Annotated in this window: 17 protein-coding genes; 1 reads left to right on the top strand and 16 read right to left on the bottom strand. The window is 38.0% G+C overall.

The window, feature by feature from the left end:
- Positions 1-9 precede the first annotated feature (9 nt).
- Positions 10-963, bottom strand: a complete 954-nt coding sequence (locus AC07YC_RS18765; RefSeq protein ID WP_494920139.1) for an L-threonine 3-dehydrogenase — start codon at positions 961-963, stop codon at positions 10-12.
- Between the two features lie 348 nt (positions 964-1,311).
- Positions 1,312-2,982, bottom strand: coding sequence for a HAMP domain-containing methyl-accepting chemotaxis protein (locus tag AC07YC_RS18760; RefSeq protein WP_494920138.1), 1,671 nt, complete (start codon positions 2,980-2,982; stop codon positions 1,312-1,314).
- Positions 2,983-3,244: 262 nt separating this feature from the next.
- Here AC07YC_RS18760 and AC07YC_RS18755 point away from each other — a divergent pair, with 262 nt between their 5' ends.
- Positions 3,245-4,393, top strand: a complete 1,149-nt coding sequence (locus AC07YC_RS18755) for an FtsW/RodA/SpoVE family cell cycle protein (RefSeq protein ID WP_494920137.1) — start codon at positions 3,245-3,247, stop codon at positions 4,391-4,393.
- 48 nt (positions 4,394-4,441) lie between these two features.
- Here the strand turns inward: AC07YC_RS18755 and AC07YC_RS18750 are convergent, their stop codons facing one another.
- The 14 genes from AC07YC_RS18750 to AC07YC_RS18685 all read right to left on the bottom strand — a co-directional run bounded on the left by AC07YC_RS18750 (position 4,442) and on the right by AC07YC_RS18685 (position 20,732).
- A complete protein-coding gene (locus AC07YC_RS18750) occupies positions 4,442-5,419 on the bottom strand; it encodes an N-acetylglucosamine kinase (RefSeq protein ID WP_494920136.1) in 978 nt (325 codons plus the stop codon).
- Between the two features lie 12 nt (positions 5,420-5,431).
- Complete coding sequence (locus AC07YC_RS18745) at positions 5,432-6,433, bottom strand: asparaginase (RefSeq protein ID WP_494920135.1); 1,002 nt, start codon at positions 6,431-6,433, stop codon at positions 5,432-5,434.
- An 18-nt stretch (positions 6,434-6,451) separates the two neighbouring features.
- Positions 6,452-7,603, bottom strand: coding sequence for an ROK family transcriptional regulator (locus AC07YC_RS18740; protein ID WP_494920134.1), 1,152 nt, complete (start codon positions 7,601-7,603; stop codon positions 6,452-6,454).
- A gap of 14 nt (positions 7,604-7,617) precedes the next feature.
- Entirely contained in the window at positions 7,618-8,499 is an 882-nt protein-coding gene (locus AC07YC_RS18735; protein WP_494920172.1) for a sugar phosphate isomerase/epimerase family protein, read from the bottom strand.
- A gap of 1 nt (position 8,500) precedes the next feature.
- Positions 8,501-9,559, bottom strand: a complete 1,059-nt coding sequence (locus AC07YC_RS18730; protein ID WP_494920133.1) for a Gfo/Idh/MocA family protein — start codon at positions 9,557-9,559, stop codon at positions 8,501-8,503.
- Between the two features lie 12 nt (positions 9,560-9,571).
- Positions 9,572-10,450 (bottom strand): sugar phosphate isomerase/epimerase family protein, encoded by an 879-nt coding sequence (locus tag AC07YC_RS18725; protein ID WP_494920132.1) that lies wholly within the window; start codon positions 10,448-10,450, stop codon positions 9,572-9,574.
- Positions 10,451-10,468: 18 nt separating this feature from the next.
- Positions 10,469-11,434, bottom strand: a complete 966-nt coding sequence (locus AC07YC_RS18720; RefSeq protein WP_494920131.1) for an ABC transporter ATP-binding protein — start codon at positions 11,432-11,434, stop codon at positions 10,469-10,471.
- Entirely contained in the window at positions 11,427-12,419 is a 993-nt protein-coding gene (locus AC07YC_RS18715) for an ABC transporter ATP-binding protein (RefSeq protein ID WP_043990077.1), read from the bottom strand. The genes AC07YC_RS18720 and AC07YC_RS18715 overlap by 8 nt, the downstream gene beginning before the upstream one ends.
- Before the next feature lie 11 nt (positions 12,420-12,430).
- Positions 12,431-13,327: an ABC transporter permease gene (locus tag AC07YC_RS18710; RefSeq protein ID WP_494920130.1), complete on the bottom strand. Its 897-nt coding sequence runs from the start codon at positions 13,325-13,327 to the stop codon at positions 12,431-12,433.
- A gap of 13 nt (positions 13,328-13,340) precedes the next feature.
- Positions 13,341-14,264 (bottom strand): nickel ABC transporter permease, encoded by a 924-nt coding sequence (gene nikB, locus AC07YC_RS18705; protein WP_494920129.1) that lies wholly within the window; start codon positions 14,262-14,264, stop codon positions 13,341-13,343.
- Positions 14,265-14,332: 68 nt separating this feature from the next.
- Positions 14,333-15,916 carry a glutathione ABC transporter substrate-binding protein gene (locus tag AC07YC_RS18700; protein WP_494920128.1) on the bottom strand — a complete coding sequence of 528 codons (1,584 nt, stop codon included), beginning with the start codon at positions 15,914-15,916 and terminating at the stop codon, positions 14,333-14,335.
- A gap of 463 nt (positions 15,917-16,379) precedes the next feature.
- Positions 16,380-17,732: an aspartate aminotransferase family protein gene (locus tag AC07YC_RS18695; RefSeq protein WP_494920127.1), complete on the bottom strand. Its 1,353-nt coding sequence runs from the start codon at positions 17,730-17,732 to the stop codon at positions 16,380-16,382.
- Positions 17,733-17,765: 33 nt separating this feature from the next.
- The gene (locus AC07YC_RS18690; RefSeq protein ID WP_494920126.1) at positions 17,766-19,295 is read right to left on the bottom strand and encodes a CoA-acylating methylmalonate-semialdehyde dehydrogenase; all 1,530 of its coding nucleotides are present in this window, start codon (positions 19,293-19,295) and stop codon (positions 17,766-17,768) included.
- Between the two features lie 24 nt (positions 19,296-19,319).
- The gene (locus tag AC07YC_RS18685) at positions 19,320-20,732 is read right to left on the bottom strand and encodes an amino acid permease (protein ID WP_336636566.1); all 1,413 of its coding nucleotides are present in this window, start codon (positions 20,730-20,732) and stop codon (positions 19,320-19,322) included.
- Between the last annotated feature and the right edge of the window lie 113 nt (positions 20,733-20,845).

Below are 20,845 nucleotides of genomic sequence, written 5' to 3'. Positions count from 1 at the left end.
CAGTCGCTATTATGAAATTGCTTTTTTATGCAGTTTAATTTTTAGCTTTTCTAACATATCTACCGTCATTTTTGACAAATCGTACTCTGCCTTAAAGCCCCACTCTTTTTGTGCTGCTTCAATATTTATTGAATTTGGCCAGCTATCTGCTATAGCCTGACGAACTGGGTCAACCTGATAGTTCATGGTAAAGTTCGGTAAATGTTTCTTAATTTCAGCTGCAATTTGCGATGGTTCAAAACTCATTGCTGTTATATTAAAAGCATTACGGTGAACAAGCTTACTACCATCTGCTTCCATTAAATCAACAATTGCCTGTAAAGCATCTGGCATGTACATCATATCCATATACGTATCTTCTTGAATATAAGATGTATACTTGCCTTGTTCAATCGCTTCGTAGAAAATTTCTACCGCATAATCAGTTGTTCCACCACCTGGGGGAGTTACATAAGAAATTAAACCTGGGAAACGGACCCCACGTGTGTCTACTCCAAAACGGCTGAAGTAATAATCACATAATAATTCCCCCGCCACCTTATTAACACCATACATAGTTGTCGGGCGTTGCAATGTATCCTGAGGTGTATCTTCCTTCGGTGTAGATGGCCCAAAAGCCCCTATCGAACTGGGTGTGAAGAATTGCATATTTAACTCACGTGAAACTTCCAAAGCATTCATTAATCCACCCATATTTAAATTCCAAGCCAACAAAGGATTTCTTTCAGCTGTAGCTGATAATAATGCTGCTAAATGCATCATTGTATCGGCACCAAAGTCCTTTGCTAGATCATGCATTCTTTGTCCATCTGTAACGTCCAATATCTCAAACGGGCCCTCAGTATGGTCAAGCTTTCTAATGTCAGTAGCGAGTATGTTGTCCTCTCCATAAATACTACGAAGTTTTTCTACAAGCTCAGAACCAATTTGACCAAGTGCTCCGGTAACCATAATTTTTTTCATTTCTCAAAACCTCCACATGTAAACAATTGTACTTCTAGAAAGCACAATAATATATTGATAAACATTGATTTAATAACACTTTCAATGAAATTCATTATAATGTGTTCGTTTTGAAAATACAACAATTATATTAAAAATAATCATAAAAGAAACATACTATCCCTTACTTCTCAGTATATGAACATTTTAAATTATTGTGCTACAAAAATATATTAAATACATTTGTACATCAGGAAAGAACATTTTTTAATACTCCACATCCAACAAGTATTAGAACAAATAAAAAGAATCCTCTTTGCTAACTTTGCAAAGAAGATTCTATAGCTCATTAATTTATGAAGGACTAAATTATATTGAAAAACGTTTAACGGCTATTTGTAGCACTTTCGATACCTTTCGTAATTCTTTAATATAATTGTGGAATTGTTGCTGTGCTGTTAATTGATCGGCTGTTAAAGAAGCAACATGCTTCGTTGATACTGTATTCGTATCAGATAAAGATGTCAGCATAACCGCATCATCACTAACCGTTTTCGTATGATTGGCAATTTCTTGAACTGTAGAAGATACTTCCATAATATAAGGCTTGATTGTATGTACTTTTTCTAAAATCTGATCAAAACTTACTGCCGTTTGTCCTGTCACAGCAACGCCCTTTTCGGTTGCCACTAGCACACCCTCCATCATTTGTACTGCATAGCTTGAATCTAGATGAATGTTTTGTACAATGGACGTAATAGTTTGCGTAGAATGAACGGTTTGCTCTGCAAGCTTTCGTACCTCGTTCGCTACTACCGCAAAACCCTTGCCATGCTCGCCCGCTCTTGCCGCTTCAATCGATGCATTTAACGCTAATAGATTTGTTTGTGCCGTTATTTTTTCAATGACCTCAATCATTTGATCGATTGATGATGCTCGTTCGACTAAATTAAAGATGGCTGTATTGGATTTCTCGACGGCTTGCTTAATTGTCTGCATTTGTGCTAAATTGGCTTGCACAATCTCAGTTCCGCTTTCCGCATCTCGAGCAGTTTTATGAGCAAAATTTTCTACAATTTGAATTTTTTCTAATATGACTTGTACATCGTTTAAAACTTCTTCTAAAGATGATGTATTGGAAGCCAATTTATTTGTAGACGCTGCCGTTGAATCTGAAATAGACTGTACATCTTTTGCTATTTTCAATGTCGTTGTTGAAGATTCCTCTGAGGACTCCTGTAATTTCCCAGTCATTTCCTCCACTTCGTAGGCACTGTCCGTAACTGTATGGAGTAAACTTTTCACTTCCGTGACCATTTGATTGTAAGACAGCACTACCTCACCTAGCTCATCGTGGGCTACATAGCTTGCATTGGCAGTGAAATCACCCTGTTCAGCCTGTTTTAATAATGATTTTAATTGCCGTGTAGGGACATTGACCGCCTTTGTTGCTATAAAACCTATTATAATAACTAGCATCACAACTGTTAAACACACACCACCAAGCAACCAATAACCAAATTGTACATCTTCTTGATAGGACTGTTGTTGGTCTTTTGCTCGTTGAACGAGGTAGTTTTGTGTTTCTTCTAATAATGTATGAACTTCCTGACTTATTGGTAGAAACGTCTGCGAATAAAATTTCTCTTGTTCACTTTGGGTCAATTGCTGGTAGCCCTCAATCAATTCTCTCTGCTTCCCTAGCAAGGACTGATACTTATTAATTTGATGACTCATTTTTTTATCAATTTCTTGGCTTTTTAGATGGTCTAACGGCTTATCCACGTCTTTTAAAATGGCTGCCATTTCCTTATAATCGCCATCGGAATCGACGGTAAAATCTAATTGACGTTGCGATTCTTCCAGCTCATTTAGCCACCCAATTGGAACAAGCCCCTGTTTGTAACTCTCACTTGCATGCCACGACATTTTCCTTAAATAATCCACACTAAATACACCTAGCAATACATTCGATAATACACAAACAATCATAAGTACAAGTAACTTGTCCTTCACCTTTATGAAACGAAAAAAATGCATGATCTCTGGCTCCTCCTCCAACTCTTACCAATAATGATAGTATGAAGATATAAAGCCAGTGTTATGTTTTTGTAAAGATTAGACGAAGAATTAAGAAATTATGCCCATTCACCAGCCCCCAATAGGTAATTTACCGCACAAATCGATCCATACTATTATCCCTTATTTACATCATGTAAATAGTTGCAACCTTCCACACATTACCAGCGTTTATAGTAGTAACTATAGAAAGAAGGTGTTACATTTGTCGCAGCTTAAGAAATTGGATGGAAGTTTAGTTGTGAGCCTCCTTTTACTTGGAGGTTTTAGCTGCCTTTTTGTCCATTCTAGCAGTGTCAATTTCGGACAATATGCCAGTTCCTTCATTGTTAAGCAATTTATCTTTTATCTTATTGGATTTATCATCATGTTTGGGATTTCTTTACTTGATATTGAACAATTAAAAAAGATTGGATGGCCATTTTATGGATTAGCGGTAGCGTTAACTGCTGGACTTATAGTAGCACCAGAGAGTATTGCACGGACGATAAACGAGGCTAAATCTTGGTATCAAATACCCTTTTTAGGTTCTCTTCAGCCATCGGAGTTTTTAAAATTTGCCTTTTTAATTGTTGTGAGTAAAATCATTATCTCTCATCAAGAGAAAAATGCACGTCCTTCCTATCTAGCTGATTTATGGCTATTTGTGAAAATTGGACTTATTGTCCTTCCTCCTTCGCTCCTTGTTTATAAACAACCCGACACAGGCATGGTTATGTTATACATGGCAATGATTCTACCCATGTTATTTTTTTCAGGCATACATAGGAAATTACTGATTGTGTTCACGGCCATACCTCTCGTTTTAATCAGTACAATTGTAGTACTTTATGTCAGATTTAATGATTTTTTTACAGAAAAAATTTTAGGTGCCCTCTCAGGACATCAAGTATCTCGTATTTATGGCTGGCTACAGCCTTATGATTACATAGATTCTTCGTTTCAGGTTCGCCAAGGCTTTTTAGCCATCGGGTCGGGGGAATTTTTTGGGAAGGGCTATCTGAATAATAATGTGTATGTGCCAGAGAAGCATACTGATTTTATTTTTTCTGCAATTGCCGAGGAATTAGGGTTTGCTGGCGGGGCATTTGTCATTGCTTTACTGTTTTTTGTCATCTACAGAATTGTTCTTATTTCTGTTGAAGCCAAAGACCCTTTTATGACATTAATGGGTGCAGGGATATCAAGCTTATTAGCCTTCCAAATTACTCAAAATATTGGCATGACACTTGGACTTTTACCAGTCACTGGAGTTACTTTACCTTTTTTAAGCTATGGAGGTAGTTCACTATTGTCAAATTTCATGCTAATGGGAATTGTCATGATTATTCATAAATCCTATAAGGGGTATATGTTTAAAAGAGGAGATTAACTAAATGCAAGTAGAGAAGGATATTCTCTACTTGCTGGGGGATTCATCTTAATTTAAAAACTCATGAATACTTTCATTATATTGATCTATAAATATTTCAGCTTCCTTACTCGGTAATTTTAATGCGGCTAACGCGGCACCCCCTACCGGTAAGCTGGAAGCACCCATAAAGTCATATTGATTGCTATACTTTTTATCCAGCACAGCCAGTTTTTCAATAAATAATGGCAATTCCTTAAAAACTCCACCCGCTAACACGACTTTTACACGTTCAGCGAAGAATGGATTTTTTTTGTAACAAGCATCGATGCTTTGATAATAAATATGGCACGCTTCATCTATAATCGTATTTGCTACAAGATCGCGACGTTTTGTGCACTCTATTGCTACTTTACTTAAAGGAGCAATTATATCTCGCGGATGCCCTTCACCATATACAATTTCAACAATTTGTGGCACAGATTGTACTTGAAAATAGTCTAATACGGCGCCAGTTAATATCGTTGCTGGACCTCTTTTATCAAATTCTTTAAAAACCGCCTTTAATGTGCGAATACCTATATCATAGCCACTGCCCTCATCATCAAATAGATAACCCCATCCTGCTGTCCGCTCAATTCTTCCAGTTGAATCTATACTTAATGTAATCGCACCTGTACCCGATATTTGAACAATGCCAGGTTGACCTAATGTCCCTGCATACAGTGCATTCAATCCATCATTTGATAAAGTTAATTGACAGCCCTCTGGTAAAAGCGACGTTAATAATGTCTTTGTAATGTCCTCATTATTATTTTCTGTCACACCAGAAAGTCCTGCATGGCATTTTGTTAGTTGATGAAAATGGAGAGGTTGTTGACTCTTCAATCGATTTATAAGCTCTGTTATCGTCTTCGTAAATTGCTCGATGTTCATGGATGTAGGGTTACTTTTACCCGTTTTTGCGAGGGCTTTTACTTGCCCACTGAATGTAGAGATGGTAGCAATTGTCTTCGTTCCACCACCGTCAATTGCCAAAACATACAAGTGCCTTCACCTCTATACGATTTTAATTGTGGAAACGACTTCTCCTACCTCGTGCCCTGCGTCATTTCGCACAAAGGAAGGCGATAATGCTTTTATTCGCTCAATTGTTTCAACATTTGAATACTGAATTTGCTCTAACACAGAAGCAATTACATTTGGCCATGGACTTTCTGAGCCATTCATAATTTTCAGGGCAAAGCTTACCCCTTCGTTTCGTAGAGCAAAACAATATACACCCTGAGCTCCACCCTTTGCTACAATATTTGGATCTTTTAATAATGCTGTACAAATAAAATTTTCAGCTGCGATAATTTGGTTTTCTTGATTCATAACTGTCGTAAGCTTTTTTACCGCCTCACGAACTTGATCATCATCAATCAATTCTGGCCGTGCTAGCTTTAAATAGGCTATCGCCATATTTTTTAGTGGAATCGCAAAAACAGGTGCGCCACAACCGTCTATTCCTGTGCGAATTTTCCCCTCATCATAGTCACTTAAATAAGCAATGTACTTTTTTATCATTTGCTGTAATGGATGATCTGGATGACAATACTGTTGAATATTATAGCCATTCGCCAGACAAGCAGTTAAAAACCCTAAATGCTTACCTGCGCAATTATGAAGTAGCTTCCTTTTTTGGAATCCCTGTTGAATATAGAGCGTTTTTGGTTCTTCGTTAAGCGGATATGACGCTGCACAAATTAGATCATTTTCACCAACAGGAATTTTCTCCAACAAAGAGGTCAATGCCTCTTGATGGTATATTTCACCTCTTTGCGATGCTAAAAATAATGCACTTTCCGTTGAAGTTATCTCATACTTTTCTATAAAATCAGTCATGAAAATTGGAATGGCTTGAAATGGTTTTGCTGCGGAACGAAAATACACAGGCTCATAATCTTGACCAACTGAAACGAATTCTTCCTTCGCTAGATTCACAGCACTCATTTGTCCATAATGCACATTTTCCATTAATCCTGAACGGTATTCTTTCAAAAATTCTGAGTAAGCCACGAATCAACCAACCTTTCTTTAAACAGACAGCAGTTGCTTTTGTGCCTGTAATGCTGCTCCTTTGACCACGCCCTCTTTTAATTGGTTTGAAAACTGTAAAACAAAATGAGGTTGTAGTTCTTTCCATATATATTGTTTGCATTTTTCACTAAGAAGTTTTTGAAATGTTACATTGTGCTCAATAATTTCACCGCTAACAATAACGGCCTCCGGTTCATATAAACACACCAAATTATTGATAGCAATGGCTAGATATGTAGCTACATCTTGTTGAATGTCCACTGCCCATTGTTCGCCTCGATCCACACACTGTAAAATCTCTTCGATTGATTGAATATTTAGATTTTTAGGTGTTCTATTGAGTAAGGTCATTTCTGAAATATACATCGACAAGCACCCTCGTTTTCCACAGTGACACATTTCACCAAAGGGATTAATCGTTATATGACTTATTTCTCCCGCTTTGTTTTGAATGCCACGATACACTTCTCCGTTTAGTAATATCGATGCTCCGACGCCCGTTCCCATCCCTACTAAAATACAATTTGAATAAAGAGGCGTATAGATATCACCAATTTCTGCAATGATTTGCATTTTCAATTCATTATCTACGATGACTTCACAATCAAAAACACCATTTAGGTCCTCTCCTATACGGCAGTTTTCCCACTTTAATTGCTCAGAAGAAACTATAATCCCTTCTTCGTTATTAATGACACCTGGTACCCCTATTCCAATGCCTAATAATTTCTCCTGAGCAATCTGATATTCCGACATAATAGTCGCTATGGAGCTTTTTAATAGATGGATTGCTTCCTCATAACGATGCTTTATGCTGCATTTGATTTCCTGAAAAGCGATCAGTTTTCCTAAAAAATCTAATATACCAAGTCGAATTGTTAAGCAATCTATCTCGATCCCTATAGTATATAAAGCATCTTCACGCATATGAATTAATGTTGGCCGTCTACCAATAGCAGTTTCCTCAGAAACCCCTTCCAGTATAAAACCTTCTACTTCTAGCTCCTGCACAATACGAGTAATAGTCGTAGGACTCATTTTTGTATACTTTGATAATTGAATTCTTGAAATCGGTGCCATCTGCCTAATTGCGTCAAGCACAATATACTTATTTTGTCTTCTCATTTGTACTTGATCTTGCTTTTTCAAATTAGATTCATCCCCTATTTAAACATTTCTATGAATTGTACAGCCTCTCTGATGTCTTTTTCGGGATTTGATCTCACTTCTCGTTCAATAGTTAAATAGCCATTGTATCCGATTTCTTGTAAAGCTGAAAAATAAAGCTCGAAATTGACATCACCCTGACCTAGTGGAAGCTCTCTAAAGAAATCCCCATTTTCCACCATTTCTTCTATCTTATCATGAGATGTTCCAGAATCGTATCCTAAGTACCCATACACGTCTTTTGGATTCGTTTGCTGTAATTGAATGCCATCCTTCACATGTGTATGTACAATATAATTTCTTAAAAGCTTCACTCCCGCCACAGGATCATCCTTGGTTACCATTACCATATTGGCAGGATCAAAATTAACGGATACCCCATCCGTGGATAGTTTATCTAAAAATTTCTTTAATGTTTGACTCGTCTCTGGTCCTGTTTCAATTGCAAAATAAGCATCTAGTGATGTAGCAAATTGCCCTAATTCTTCACATGCTTCTAGCATAGTTTGATAGATTGGATCATTCTCATCTTCAGGAATGATCCCAATATGAGTCGTAACGATGGATGTACCAAGATCTTTTGCCAATTGCATAATATCCTTCGATTTTTTTATTTTCCATTCATTTTCATGTTTATCTTGAAAGCCATGTCCTCCCAAATCTCCACATAGTGCTGAAATTTCGAGCCCTAAATCTACAATATATTGCTTCAATTCAGCTCTTTGTATAGCATTTAAATGGTCCGGATCTAGCTCACCTGAAACTGCGTACATTTGAACACCTTGTGCACCGACCTCTTTCGCTTTTAGCAATCCCTCACGAATAGGCAATCTAAAGCTGTCTACAATCACACCAATTCTATTGTTCAATTTCACCATTTTAATATACGACTTCCTTTCCATGTCTTGCAGAAATATAAATCCCCTCTAAAATCTTCATAATTTCTACCCCATCCTCAACAGGTGCCACTGAATCATATTGGTGAAGACAGCAATCAACAAACGTATTGATTTCATTCTGAAAGGCTGTTACAAAATCAAAGGATAGATCATTAATTTGAGGATGAATATTGACAATGGTATTATGCTCCTCGCTGACAATTTTCAGCTCAGGCTCTAGCTCTGCTCCCCCATTTGTGCCATATAACTTAATGCTCATTTCATCTTTTATAGCATGTAGCGTATAGGAAACATCCACCATTAATGAAGCCCCGTTCTCAAATGTTATAAGGGCGTTCGCTAAGTCCTCAACTGTATTTTTAGTAGCATCATAGTCTGCCGCTTTATAAAATGATAAATGTTCAATATGATTTCTATTTCCTAATTGATTATAGGTGTGACCTGTTACACGCTTCACTTTCGGCCTTCCCATTAAGTACCAACATATATCAATAACATGGACACCTAAATCTATTAATGGGCCACCACCAGATTTATCGATTTCTGCAAACCAACCTCCTGGATTACCTAATCTTCTTAAGCAAGAAGCTTTCGCATAATAAATATCGCCTAATTTATTATCATCTATGAACTGTTTCATCACCTTGGTGTTCGTTGCAAAACGTCTTACATAGCCGACCTGAAATACTTTACGATGTTTCTCGGCAACCTTTTGGATGTTTAATGCCTCCGCATAAGTCATAGATAATGGTTTTTCAATAAGTACATGTAAATCATTTTCTAAAGCGAGAATGGCTAGCTCTGCATGTGTATTATTCCATGTACAAATACTGACAGCTTCTACATTTTTATCTGCAAATAATGCCTCTTTAGAAGAGAAGACATGAGTGGCTCCAAATTGAGCAGCTTTTGCTTTCCCCCTTTCAATAGAAGTATCATACACACCATATAACTCAACTGATGGATTTTTCATATAAGAGCCTAAATGATAATCCGAAATAGAGCCTGTTCCAATTACACAAACTTTTAATTTGTCCATGTTCTTCCCTCCTTAAAGCTTACATTCATCCCATAAACGACGAACATTATCCATTCCTATTTTTGAACCAACCTGACAATCCTCCATACCTTCAAACTCCACCGTAATATAACCATCGTATCCATAGCCTTTGACAAGCTTTATAATTTCTCGAATATTAATATCACCATGTCCGACAATTGCTCCTCGGATGTAATTGTTATGAACTGTACGGAACCATTCGCCATCACCGGGATTTTCAAAATAAGGTCGCATATAAAAATCTTTAAAATGCACGGTAGCTGCATAGGATATATTTTTCATAACACCAATAAGAGGCTCTTCATCTATACATAAAAAATTCCCAATATCTAATGTAGTTTTAAAATTGTCTCTGTTAACGGCTTGAATTAATTGTTGTACACGATCACTTGTTTGAACATTAAAGCCATGATTTTCAATAGTTGTGGTGATATTGAATTGTTGCGCATAATCTGCAATCAATTGACAGCCCCTTACCATTTCATCAAAATGCTCAGTGTAATAATGAATGGTTGTTTGCTCCTTTGGTAAAGTAAAAAGTGTAACGTCATGGCGCATAATTTTAATCCCCATACGATGTACAACATCTACATGTTTCTTTAAGCGCTCCACTTCCTCCAAAAAGGCATCCTCAGTCTCATGAATAAAGTTTGCGGGTAATGAGTAGGCAGATAACTCCAATCCTAGCTCTGCAGCTTTCTCTTTTATTTGAGTGGCGAGCTCATCATTATCTACTATTGTGAATTCATAGGGCACTAACTCTACATGCTGACCACCATTGTCCGCTACCCATTGCAAAACATCCAGAACACTCATTTCCCCCTGCTTCATTTTTTTGACCATACTGTATGTGCTTAAGCCTACTTTCATTTAAAACATCTCTCCTTTTCAATTGACAAAGTGACAAGCAACACTTTGCTCTTCGTTAATTTTTTTCATTTCCGGAATCGTCTGCTTACATATATCTGCTGCAAAGGGACATCTTGTATGGAAGGTACAACCGCTTGGCGGATTTTTAGGATTTGGAATATCACCTATCAACACTTTCTTTTTCTTTCTTAACATTGGGTCTGCAATCGGTACAGAGGCAATAAGCGCTTGTGTATACGGATGCTTAGGATCTTTAAAGATCGCTTCTTTTTTTCCGATTTCCACGATTGTTCCTAAATACATGACACCAATATAATGACTAATATGCTCTACAACACTTAAATCATGTGAAATAAAAAGATAGGATATTTTATATTCTTGCTGCAATTGCTTTAATAGATTCAAAATTTGTGATTGTATAGAAACATCCAATGCAGACACAGGCTCATCAGCAATGATGATTTTAGGTTTTGTAATTAAAGCACGTGCAATCCCTAAACGCTGTCTTTGTCCACCACTAAACTCATGTGCATAACGATCAGCATGATCAGCATTCAAGCCAACTACTTCAAGCATTTCGAGTACTAGCTTTTCGCGTTCGGCTTTTGATAGCTTTGTATGAATTTCTAGCGGTTCACCAACTAATTCTTTTACTTTCATTCTTGGATTTAAGGAGGCATAAGGATCTTGAAAAATCATTTGGACAGTTTGTCTTAGGTGCTTTAACTCAGATTGCTTGGCAGTAGCCACTTCTTTTCCATCGACAACGATACTTCCACCTGACGGCTCTATTAATCGAGTGATTAGCCTACCAGTTGTTGATTTTCCGCAACCACTCTCTCCAACTAAACTAAATGTTGTCCCTTCTTCTATTTCAAAGGAAACATCTATTACAGCATTAACATGTTGTCTTTTTTGAAATAATCCACCCGCAATTTGAAAGCTCTTTTTTAAATTCTCTACTTTTAAAATACTGTTAGGCATTGATTTCCACATCCTTTTTCACATATAGCCAGCAGCTACATTGGCGAGTAGCGGAAATTTCCACTGTCGGTGGACATTCCTGATGACATATAGACATCACTTGATGACAGCGCGGAGCAAATTTACAACCTATCGGCATATGTTGCGGAGATGGTACATGACCACTGATAGAATCTAATACTTCCTTTTTCTCACCAATTTTTGGCACAGATGCAATTAAGCCTTTCGTATAAGGATGCTTAGGGCTTGCAAATAATTCAAAGACATCTGCTTCCTCTACAACCTGCCCTGCGTACATCACGACCACTTTATCGCACATTTCGGCCACAACGCCTAAATCATGTGTGATTAATAAAATAGCTGTTTCATTTTCTTCCTTTAACTTTTTCATTAACTCTAAAATTTGCGCTTGTATCGTAACATCTAGTGCAGTGGTTGGTTCGTCAGCAATAAGTAGATTGGGGTGGCAGGCCATCGCCATAGCAATCATCACTCTCTGCCGCATTCCCCCTGATAGCTGATGTGGATATTCATGAATGATTTCTTCAGCTCTTCCTATTCCTACACTCTTTAACATTTGAATGGCATGATGTTTACTTTCACCTTTTGGCAACTTCAAATGCATCTCAATTGCTTCCATTAACTGCTTACCAATTTTTAAAACGGGATTTAAAGAGGTCATAGGCTCTTGAAAGATCATCGCCATTTGTTTTCCACGAATTTTCCGAATATCGGATTCAGACATTTTGGTCAAATCTTCCCCATTAAAATGAATAGAGCCATTGACAATTTTGCCTGTAGTTCCATGAAATAATTGCATAATAGATAAAGACGTTAAGCTTTTCCCACTGCCTGATTCTCCAACTAAGCCCAATATCTCGCCTTTACGAATCGAAAAATTGACACCTCTTAATATCTTGATCTCTGTTTTATCACGCATAAAGGACGTTTCTAAATCTGTTACTCGTAATACATGTTCTGTCATAGGCATTCTCCTTAATTATTTTTAATTTTCGGATCTAATACATCTCGTAATCCATCGCCTATTAAGTTAAATGCTAGTACGGTTAAAAATATAGCTATTCCTGGCATGATGACTACATGAGAGGAAGTTCCTAAGTAGTCACGCCCACTACTTAACATTACTCCCCACTCGGGCATTTCAGGACTCGCACCTAAGCCTAAAAAACTTAAGCCAGAAGCTGCTAAAATAGCTGTTCCTATACGCATTGTGACAAAAATAATTAGTTCACTAATCGTTTCAGGGAAAATATGCTTCCACAGCACTCTTACATGGGAGGCTCCCATTGATTGTGCGGCTTCTACATATACATTTTCTTTCGCATTCAGTGTAGCGCCACGTACTAAGCGTGCAAAGGATGGCACACTAAAAATCATGACAGCGATGATCACATTATTAATCCCAGGTCCAAGTAATGCAACAATGGCAATAGCTAGCAATAAATCAGGAAATGAAAACAATACATCACAGCTACGCATAATAACTTTGTCTATCCAACCACCAAAGTAACCGCTAATTAAGCCTAAAATAGTCCCTAGTATTAAGCCTAAAAATACCGCGCTAAAGCTTACCATCAAGGAGATTTTTGCCCCTACAATTAAACGACTAAAAATATCCCGACCATATTCGTCTGTTCCCGCTAAATGACTAGCACTCGGTCCTTCTAATAAGGCATCATAGTTTGGTTCAAATGGATCATAGGGTGCAATATAAGGACCCATGATAGCAATTACAATTAGCAACCCTATAAAGATGCTTGCTAACAATGCAGCCTTTTGCTTTTTAAAAGACTTCCAAAATTCCTTAAGAGGAGAGTATTTCCTTTGTGTTTTTTGCACTTGGCTATTTTGCACCGTAGTTGGTGAAGTCATCCTGTTCCCTCCCTTAAGAATCTAATTGAATTTTAGGATTTAACACTGTATAAAGCACATCTACGATTAAATTTACTAAAATAAATTCAAACGCAAATAATAATAGAGCCGACTGAATAACAGGATAGTCTCGGAATGCAATCGAGTCGATTAGAAGACGTCCCATCCCCGGAAAACTAAAAACGGTCTCGACTACCACTGAACCCCCTAGTAGAAAACCAAATTGTAGGCCAGCGACCGTCACTACAGAAATTAAGGAATTCCGTAAAGCATGGGTCACTATGACAGAGTGTTCCTTCAGACCTTTTGCTCTCCCAGTTCTTATAAAATCCGCCTGTAACGTTTCGAGCATAGAAGATCGAGTAAATCGTGCAATCATTGACATAATACCTGCCCCTAAAGTTAGGGAAGGTAAAATATAACTAGAGAAACCATCTAACCCTCCTGTTGGGAAAAGCCCTAGCTGTACTGAAAATAATTGAATTAATAATAGGCCCAGCCAAAATCCAGGAATTGAAATGCCAGATACCGCTGTTACCATTCCGAAATAATCAGGCCATTTATTTTTATTGATGGCAGAAAAAACGCCAATCATTAAACCTATTAATGTAGCCCAAAACATCGAGAGAAAGGTAAGCTGAAGAGAGGGCATAAACCTTGTTTTAAACATATCAATCACGGGTAGACCTGTTGTTAAGGACGTGCCAAGTTCACCCGTCATTAGATTTTTCATATAGTCTACATACTGTTTTAAAATAGGCTTATCAAGACCCAATTCATGACGTACGTTTTCAACATCCTCGATCGTGGCATCCTTACCCGCTACTAATCGCGCAGGATCCCCTGGTATGAAATGAATAAATAAAAACGTTACTATTGAAATAACAATTAAAATCGGAATCATTTCAACAATTCTTCTTGCTGTATATTTCCACATGACGAGCTCCTCCTTTCTAGTTTGTAGAAAAGGAATTGACCTACATCAATTCCTTTTATTGCGTAGCATTACTCAACTTTTGCATTCTTCACATCGAGCCCACCTGTTGGATTTACTAATACACCGCTGACATTTGAACGTACACCATATACAACCTCATCTACCCCTAAGAAAATCCAAGGTGTATCTTGGTAAACGATTTCCTGTAATTTTTCATAGAGCTCAGCTTGGCGGTCTACATCTGAAATGGAGTTAGCCTCATCCATTATTTGATCTGCCTCAGTGTTATGATAATAGGCTGTGTTTGCACCATTTGGCGGGAATGATACACTATGGAAAAGTGGTTTTGTTGCATTTGTTATATCAGAAGCATAGGCTGACCAACTCACATACCACATTTGTAATTTTGCATCATCCGGTGTTTGAGCCCCGTAGATCTCATCTGACAAAGTACCCTCTTCCATAGATTTAATCTCAACTTTGACGCCAATTTGCCCTAACTGCTGTTGGATAAACTGCATTCCCTTCATCGTATCCGAGTTCGTATTTCCCCAGATTTCAATATCGAAGCCATCAGGATATCCAGCCTCAGCCAACAAGGACTTTGCCTTTTCTATATTGTGCTCATACATTTTTTGCTGTTTATAATAAACTGTTTTGGAAGGAATAATGGAGTCTAGTGGTAAGCCTAGACCTGCATTAACTACCTTTAAATACGCTTCTTTGTCCACCGCATAATTAAATGCTTGTCGAACCTTACTATCATTCAACGGTTTTTTATACGTATTTAAGGAAACATAATGAGCGATTGTTGAAGGAACTTTATTAACTTCTACATCTTTATGGCTAGAAAGCTCATCGATATTTTGAGCAGGTACTGGATAGATAACCTGTGCATCCCCAGCTTTTAGCATCGCCACCCGAGATCCGTTTTCTGGGACTGGTTTATACGTAATTTTAGATACACGGTCACCGCCACCCCAATAGCCATCAAATTTTTCAATGGTTAAATGATCTCCTTGCACCCATTCAACAAATTGATAAGGACCTGTTCCGACAGGCTGCTTAGGAATATCCGCTACATTTTCTTTAATCATTTTGGGACTAATCATTTTGGCCACTCCGAATCGTGTAATCATCGGTCCATATGGTTCTTTTAAAGTCACTTTAATGTCATAGTCTCCAAGTATTTCAACATGGCTGATTAAGCTAAAACCACGTGAATAGAGGCGTAAGCTTTCATCATTCATAATTCGTTCAATATTGGCTTTTACAGCTTCTGCATTAAACTGCTCCCCATCATGAAAAGTAACCCCTTCTTGCAGCTTAAATGTATACTCCAGTGCGTCTTCACTGATTGTATAATCTTCTGCTAGCACCTTTATTATTTGTCCATCTGCATCGAAGCCCAATAACCCCTCTAGCATCGTCTCCTGCACTGACCCCGAATTGGTATCTCCTGTGTTATGTGGATCCATAGAAATAAAGTTTTCATTTACAGCGATGACCAATTCATTTTTTGAACTAGCTTTACCTGAATCTGTAGTAGATTTTTCCCCAGTGTTTGATGCGTTAGAATTGTCTTTCTCTGCGCATGCTGCTAAAAGCAACGTACATAGAATTACAAAAACCAATTTTTTAACATAATTCATCTCATCTACTCCCTTTGTAAAAATATATAATAATACCTCCTAATGGCTTCATTAAGAAATATAATTACTAAAATTATTTATTTTCTCCACTGCTGAAAATAAATAGGCAAAAAAATAAACTATACTTTCATTACGATAAGACAATTCAATTAGAGGAAGACATTGCTTTCTCAACTATCACAATTGCTTTTCATCAGAAACTATAGTTCAACCGACAAGATTTATTTATTCCACTGCTGAAAATAAGTAATCAAAAAAATATCCCCTTCCAGAATCAAGGACACTTACAATACATAATTATCAGAAAATTTATTATTTTTTAACAACTATAAACTACAGTTCACTTTTTTTCCAGCATTATTTTTATAAATTTAATAATTATTTTTACCAAACATTCATTTTTAGTTGTTTAAAAAGGTTCTAAAAGCCCTTACTTCAAGGCCTTTAGAACCAACATCATGTATTACAGCTTTTTTATACTCTCTACGACCACATCAAGTATACGCTGAAGATCCTCTTGAATAATATTAAGTGGTGGTGATAGTGTCAGAACATTATTAAAGCCCGCTACTGTTGCCCCATTTTTCCCAATGATTACCCCTTGTTCTTTGCATGCGGCAATAACAGCATTTACCCTCTCCACTGGTAAGGGTTCTTTCGAGACTTTATCTACTACTAATTCAATCCCAATTAATAAACCTCTGCCCCGCACATCTCCTACATTCGGATGATCCTGTAAATTTTCTTGCAATGTTTGTAATGTGCCCTTCCCCATTTCCTTGGAGCGGTCGAACAACGCTTCTTGCTCTAGAATTTCAATATTTTTTAATGCAACTGCACATGCTACTGGAGAACCGCCAAAAGTATTGACATGGCGGAAATAGCTATAGGCATCTGTGCCAGTGAAAGCCTCATAAATCTCACGTTTTACGGCAGTTGCTGATAATGGTAAGTATGCGCTCGTAATCCCTTTAGCCATTGTAATAATATCTGGTTTCACACCATAATTCATAAATCCAAATGGCTTGCCTGTTCGACCAAAGCCACAAATAACTTCATCCACTATCATTAAAGCTCCATGCTTTTTGCACACTTCCTCTATGCCTTTTAAATAGTTTTCGGGAGGCATGATGACACCGCCACCTGTAATAATTGGCTCTAAAATCATGGCTGCAATCGTATCACTCAGTTCCCATGTCATCGTTTTATCGACAGCCCTTACGCTCGCTAAATCTAATGGTGCAACAGTATCATCTTCATGTTCACGGTATTGATCGGGCGGTGCGACATGGATAAAGCCAGGAGACAATGGCTCGTATTTATATTTCCGTTCCGCTTGCCCTGTTGCTGCTAATGCCCCAAATGAATTTCCATGGTAGGCGCGGTAGCGAGAGACAATCTTATAGCGGGAGCTTTGCCCTTTTTGCTGGTGATATTGTCGCGCTATTTTAAAAGCTGTTTCATTCGCTTCTGATCCGCTATTAGAGAAGAAAATAACGTACTCCCCACCAAGCAAGTCATTTAGTTTTTCAGCTAGCTGTACGGCTGGTAAATGTCCCTGCGATAATGGTGCATAAGCATTTTTCATCATTTGCTCATGTGCGGCATCTGCCAGTTCCTTACGTCCATAACCGACATTTACACACCATAGCCCAGCCATGGCATCAATATATTCGACGCCATCCGTATCTATTATTCTTGCACCATCTGATTTTTCCACAACATATGTTGCTTGTGGATTGTAGGGTTTCATTGAATGCCATACATATTGCTCATCCTTTGCTAAAACATCACTTTTAAGATTGGTCTGTGTCATTGCCGAACACCCTCTCATTAATTTTTTAGTCGATTAGCTTTTTGCATCGTTATTACTTGGGAAGGCAAAGGAGCTTGTTGCATCTTCCGTTTCATCCGGCCAACGCTCCGAGATTGTTTTTGCCTTTGTAAAGAATCTCGCTTGATCTGGACCAAACATATGCCCTTCACCAAACTTAGAACGCTTCCATCCACCGAAATTATGGTAGCCGACAGGAATTGGAATTGGTACGTTAACCCCTACCATGCCCACTTCAATCTCTTCTTGGAATTTACGAGCTGCTGCACCACTGCTTGTAAACATCGTTACACCATTACCAAGTTCATGGTCATTAATTAAATCAATGGCTTCTTGTAATGTCTCCACGCGCACTACTATACGTGCTGGACCAAAGACCTCCTCTTTAAAGATGGTCATATCAGGCGTAATATTATTGAGGAGTGTTGGCCCAACATAAAAACCATTAGATGTTTCACATACTTTAGGATTTCGTCCGTCAATGACAAGATTTGCCCCTTCAGTAACAGCCCCATCAATATAGCTGATAATCGTTTCTTTCGATTGTTGGGTAATAACTGGTCCGAAATCGACATCTTCTTCTGTATACGGACCTACCTTTAGCTGTGAAATCTTCTGCTTCAATATGTCTGTAAAACGTTGCTCTGTATCTTCGCCAACAACAAGCGCTCCAGAAATCGCCATACAGCGCTGAGATGCTGCCCCGTACGCCGCACCTAAAAAGGCGTTCGCAGTTTGTTCCAAGTTGGCATCTGGCATAACAATCATAAAGTTCTTACCACCACCAAAAGCAGCCACACGTTTATTATGCTTTGTTCCCGTTTGATAAATATATTCGGCTACTGGCGTAGAGCCTACAAAGGAAATGGCTTGAATCTCTTTGTTTTCTAGAAGCTCATTAACCGCTTCTTTATCCCCATTCACTACTGTCCAAATACCATCCGGCAGTCCCGCCTCTTTCCATAATTGACTTAAAAATAATGCAGAATGAGGAACACGTTCAGATGGCTTTAAAATAACAGCATTCCCTACTGCCACAGCCATACTTGTAATAGCTAAAGGGACCATAACAGGAAAATTAAAAGGCGCAATTGTTGCCACTACACCGAGTGGTGATTTGGCAGAAAAAGCATTAATATTGCCGCCTACATTGACGGAATACTCCCCTTTTAGCAATTGTGGGGCACTAATCGCCATATCTACCGATTCAATCCCTCGAATTATTTCACCCTTCGCATCCTCTTTAGTTTTCCCGCTCTCCTGACAAATCACTGCAATAAGTTCTTCCTGTTTTGTTACTAACAATTGACGGAATCGATGTAAAACCTCAACCCTCTTCCCAATGGACACCTTTTTCCATGCAGGAAAGGCTTCCTTAGCATGCTGAATGGCCTGCTGTACTTCGACTTTTGAAGCAAGTGGGACTCTCGCTATCGTTTCACCTGTTGTTGGATTATACACATCTGAAAATCTTCCACTAGTACCGGCTACCTCTTCCCCTTTGATAAAATGTGTTAGCGTTTTCATTTTTTGTTGTACTGTCATCATTTAACCTCTCCTTACATGGGATTATTGTTCAAAATCAAATTCGTCTTTGTTAAAAATAGAGCTTGATTCATCGACCTGTTTTATCACCTTATTCCTTTGCGTAACTACATAAAAAATCATGACCACGGCGACGACAACACATGTAAATAGAATTTGTGAGCGCATAGACTCAATAAAGAACATAGCTATTAATAAAGCAGTTGTAGCTACTATTGTGAAATACGTTAGATACGGGAATAGCCACATCTTCACCTTTAATAGCTCAGGATTTTCACGTTCAATCTTTCTTCGCATTTTCAATTGTGAAAAGGCGATAATTAAATAAAGAATTAAAGTAATAGCACTACAAGAGCTTAGTAAAAACATAAATACTTTATCTGGTGAAACATAATTCATAATAACGGCAATATAAGAGAAAAATGTTGCGGCTAAAATAGCATTCACAGGTGCACCATTTTTATTTAATTTCAAAAAGGCTTTTGGTGCCTCCCCCTTTTCTGCTAAAGAAAATACCATTCGTGATGTGGCATAAAGTGCAGAATTTAAACACGATAACACAGCTGTTAAAACAACAAAATTCATGATTTGTGCGGCAGCAGGAATACCGATATAATCTAACACTGCTACATAAGGACTTGTTAAAATATCAGAGGAGTGCCAAGGCAATAACGTCACAACGACAGTTATTGAGCCGACATAGAAAATTAAAATGCGCCAAGTAATCGAATTGGTCGCTTTTGTTACAGCTGCTAACGGTTCGTCTGACTCACCAGCAGCGATAGCGACAATCTCTGTCCCCATAAAGGAAAAAATAACAATGACAACACCCATTAGTACAGCGCCAAAGCCGTTTGGTAAAAATCCACCCTGCTCTACTAGATTTGTTAGACCGACAGCGTTAAAGTCTGGGGCTATACCAAAAATAATGAATGCGCCTAAACCTAAAAAAACTACTATACTTGCAACCTTAATAAGAGAGAACCAATATTCAAATTCGCCAAAGGCTTTTACAGAAAGAACATTTGTTAAAGTAAGTGCTACGGTTAAAAGTAAACTTAAGAGCCATAAAGGAATTCCGTCATACCAATATTGAATAATGGCCGCTGCCGCTGTTGCCTCTAATGCAATAGCTATGACCCAGAAAAACCAATATAGCCAGCCAATCATAAAGCCTGCCCATGGACCAATTGCTTCATGGGCATAATGTGCAAACGACCCACTCGTTGGATTGACCGCCGCCATCTCACCTAACATACGCATCACTAAAATGACAATAATTCCTGCAAATATATACGATAAAATTGCTCCTGGACCCGCCAGGTTAATGACTGAGCCACTGCCCATAAATAAGCCAGCCCCAATTACACCCGCTATCGCGATCATCGTCATATGCCGTTTCTTTAATCCTCTTTGTAAATGCGTTTGTTGCTCCATATCTGTCACCTCTTTTATTAGATTGGATTATCGCTTACAAAAATCTTACATGTTTCATATCATTGAAGTAATAGACAAACTGTAAATTTCTATACAATTGTTTTAAACATAAT

The organism is Lysinibacillus sp. GW247-5R2A (assembly GCF_059424475.1).
This window is presented reverse-complemented; position numbering and strand designations above follow the sequence as displayed.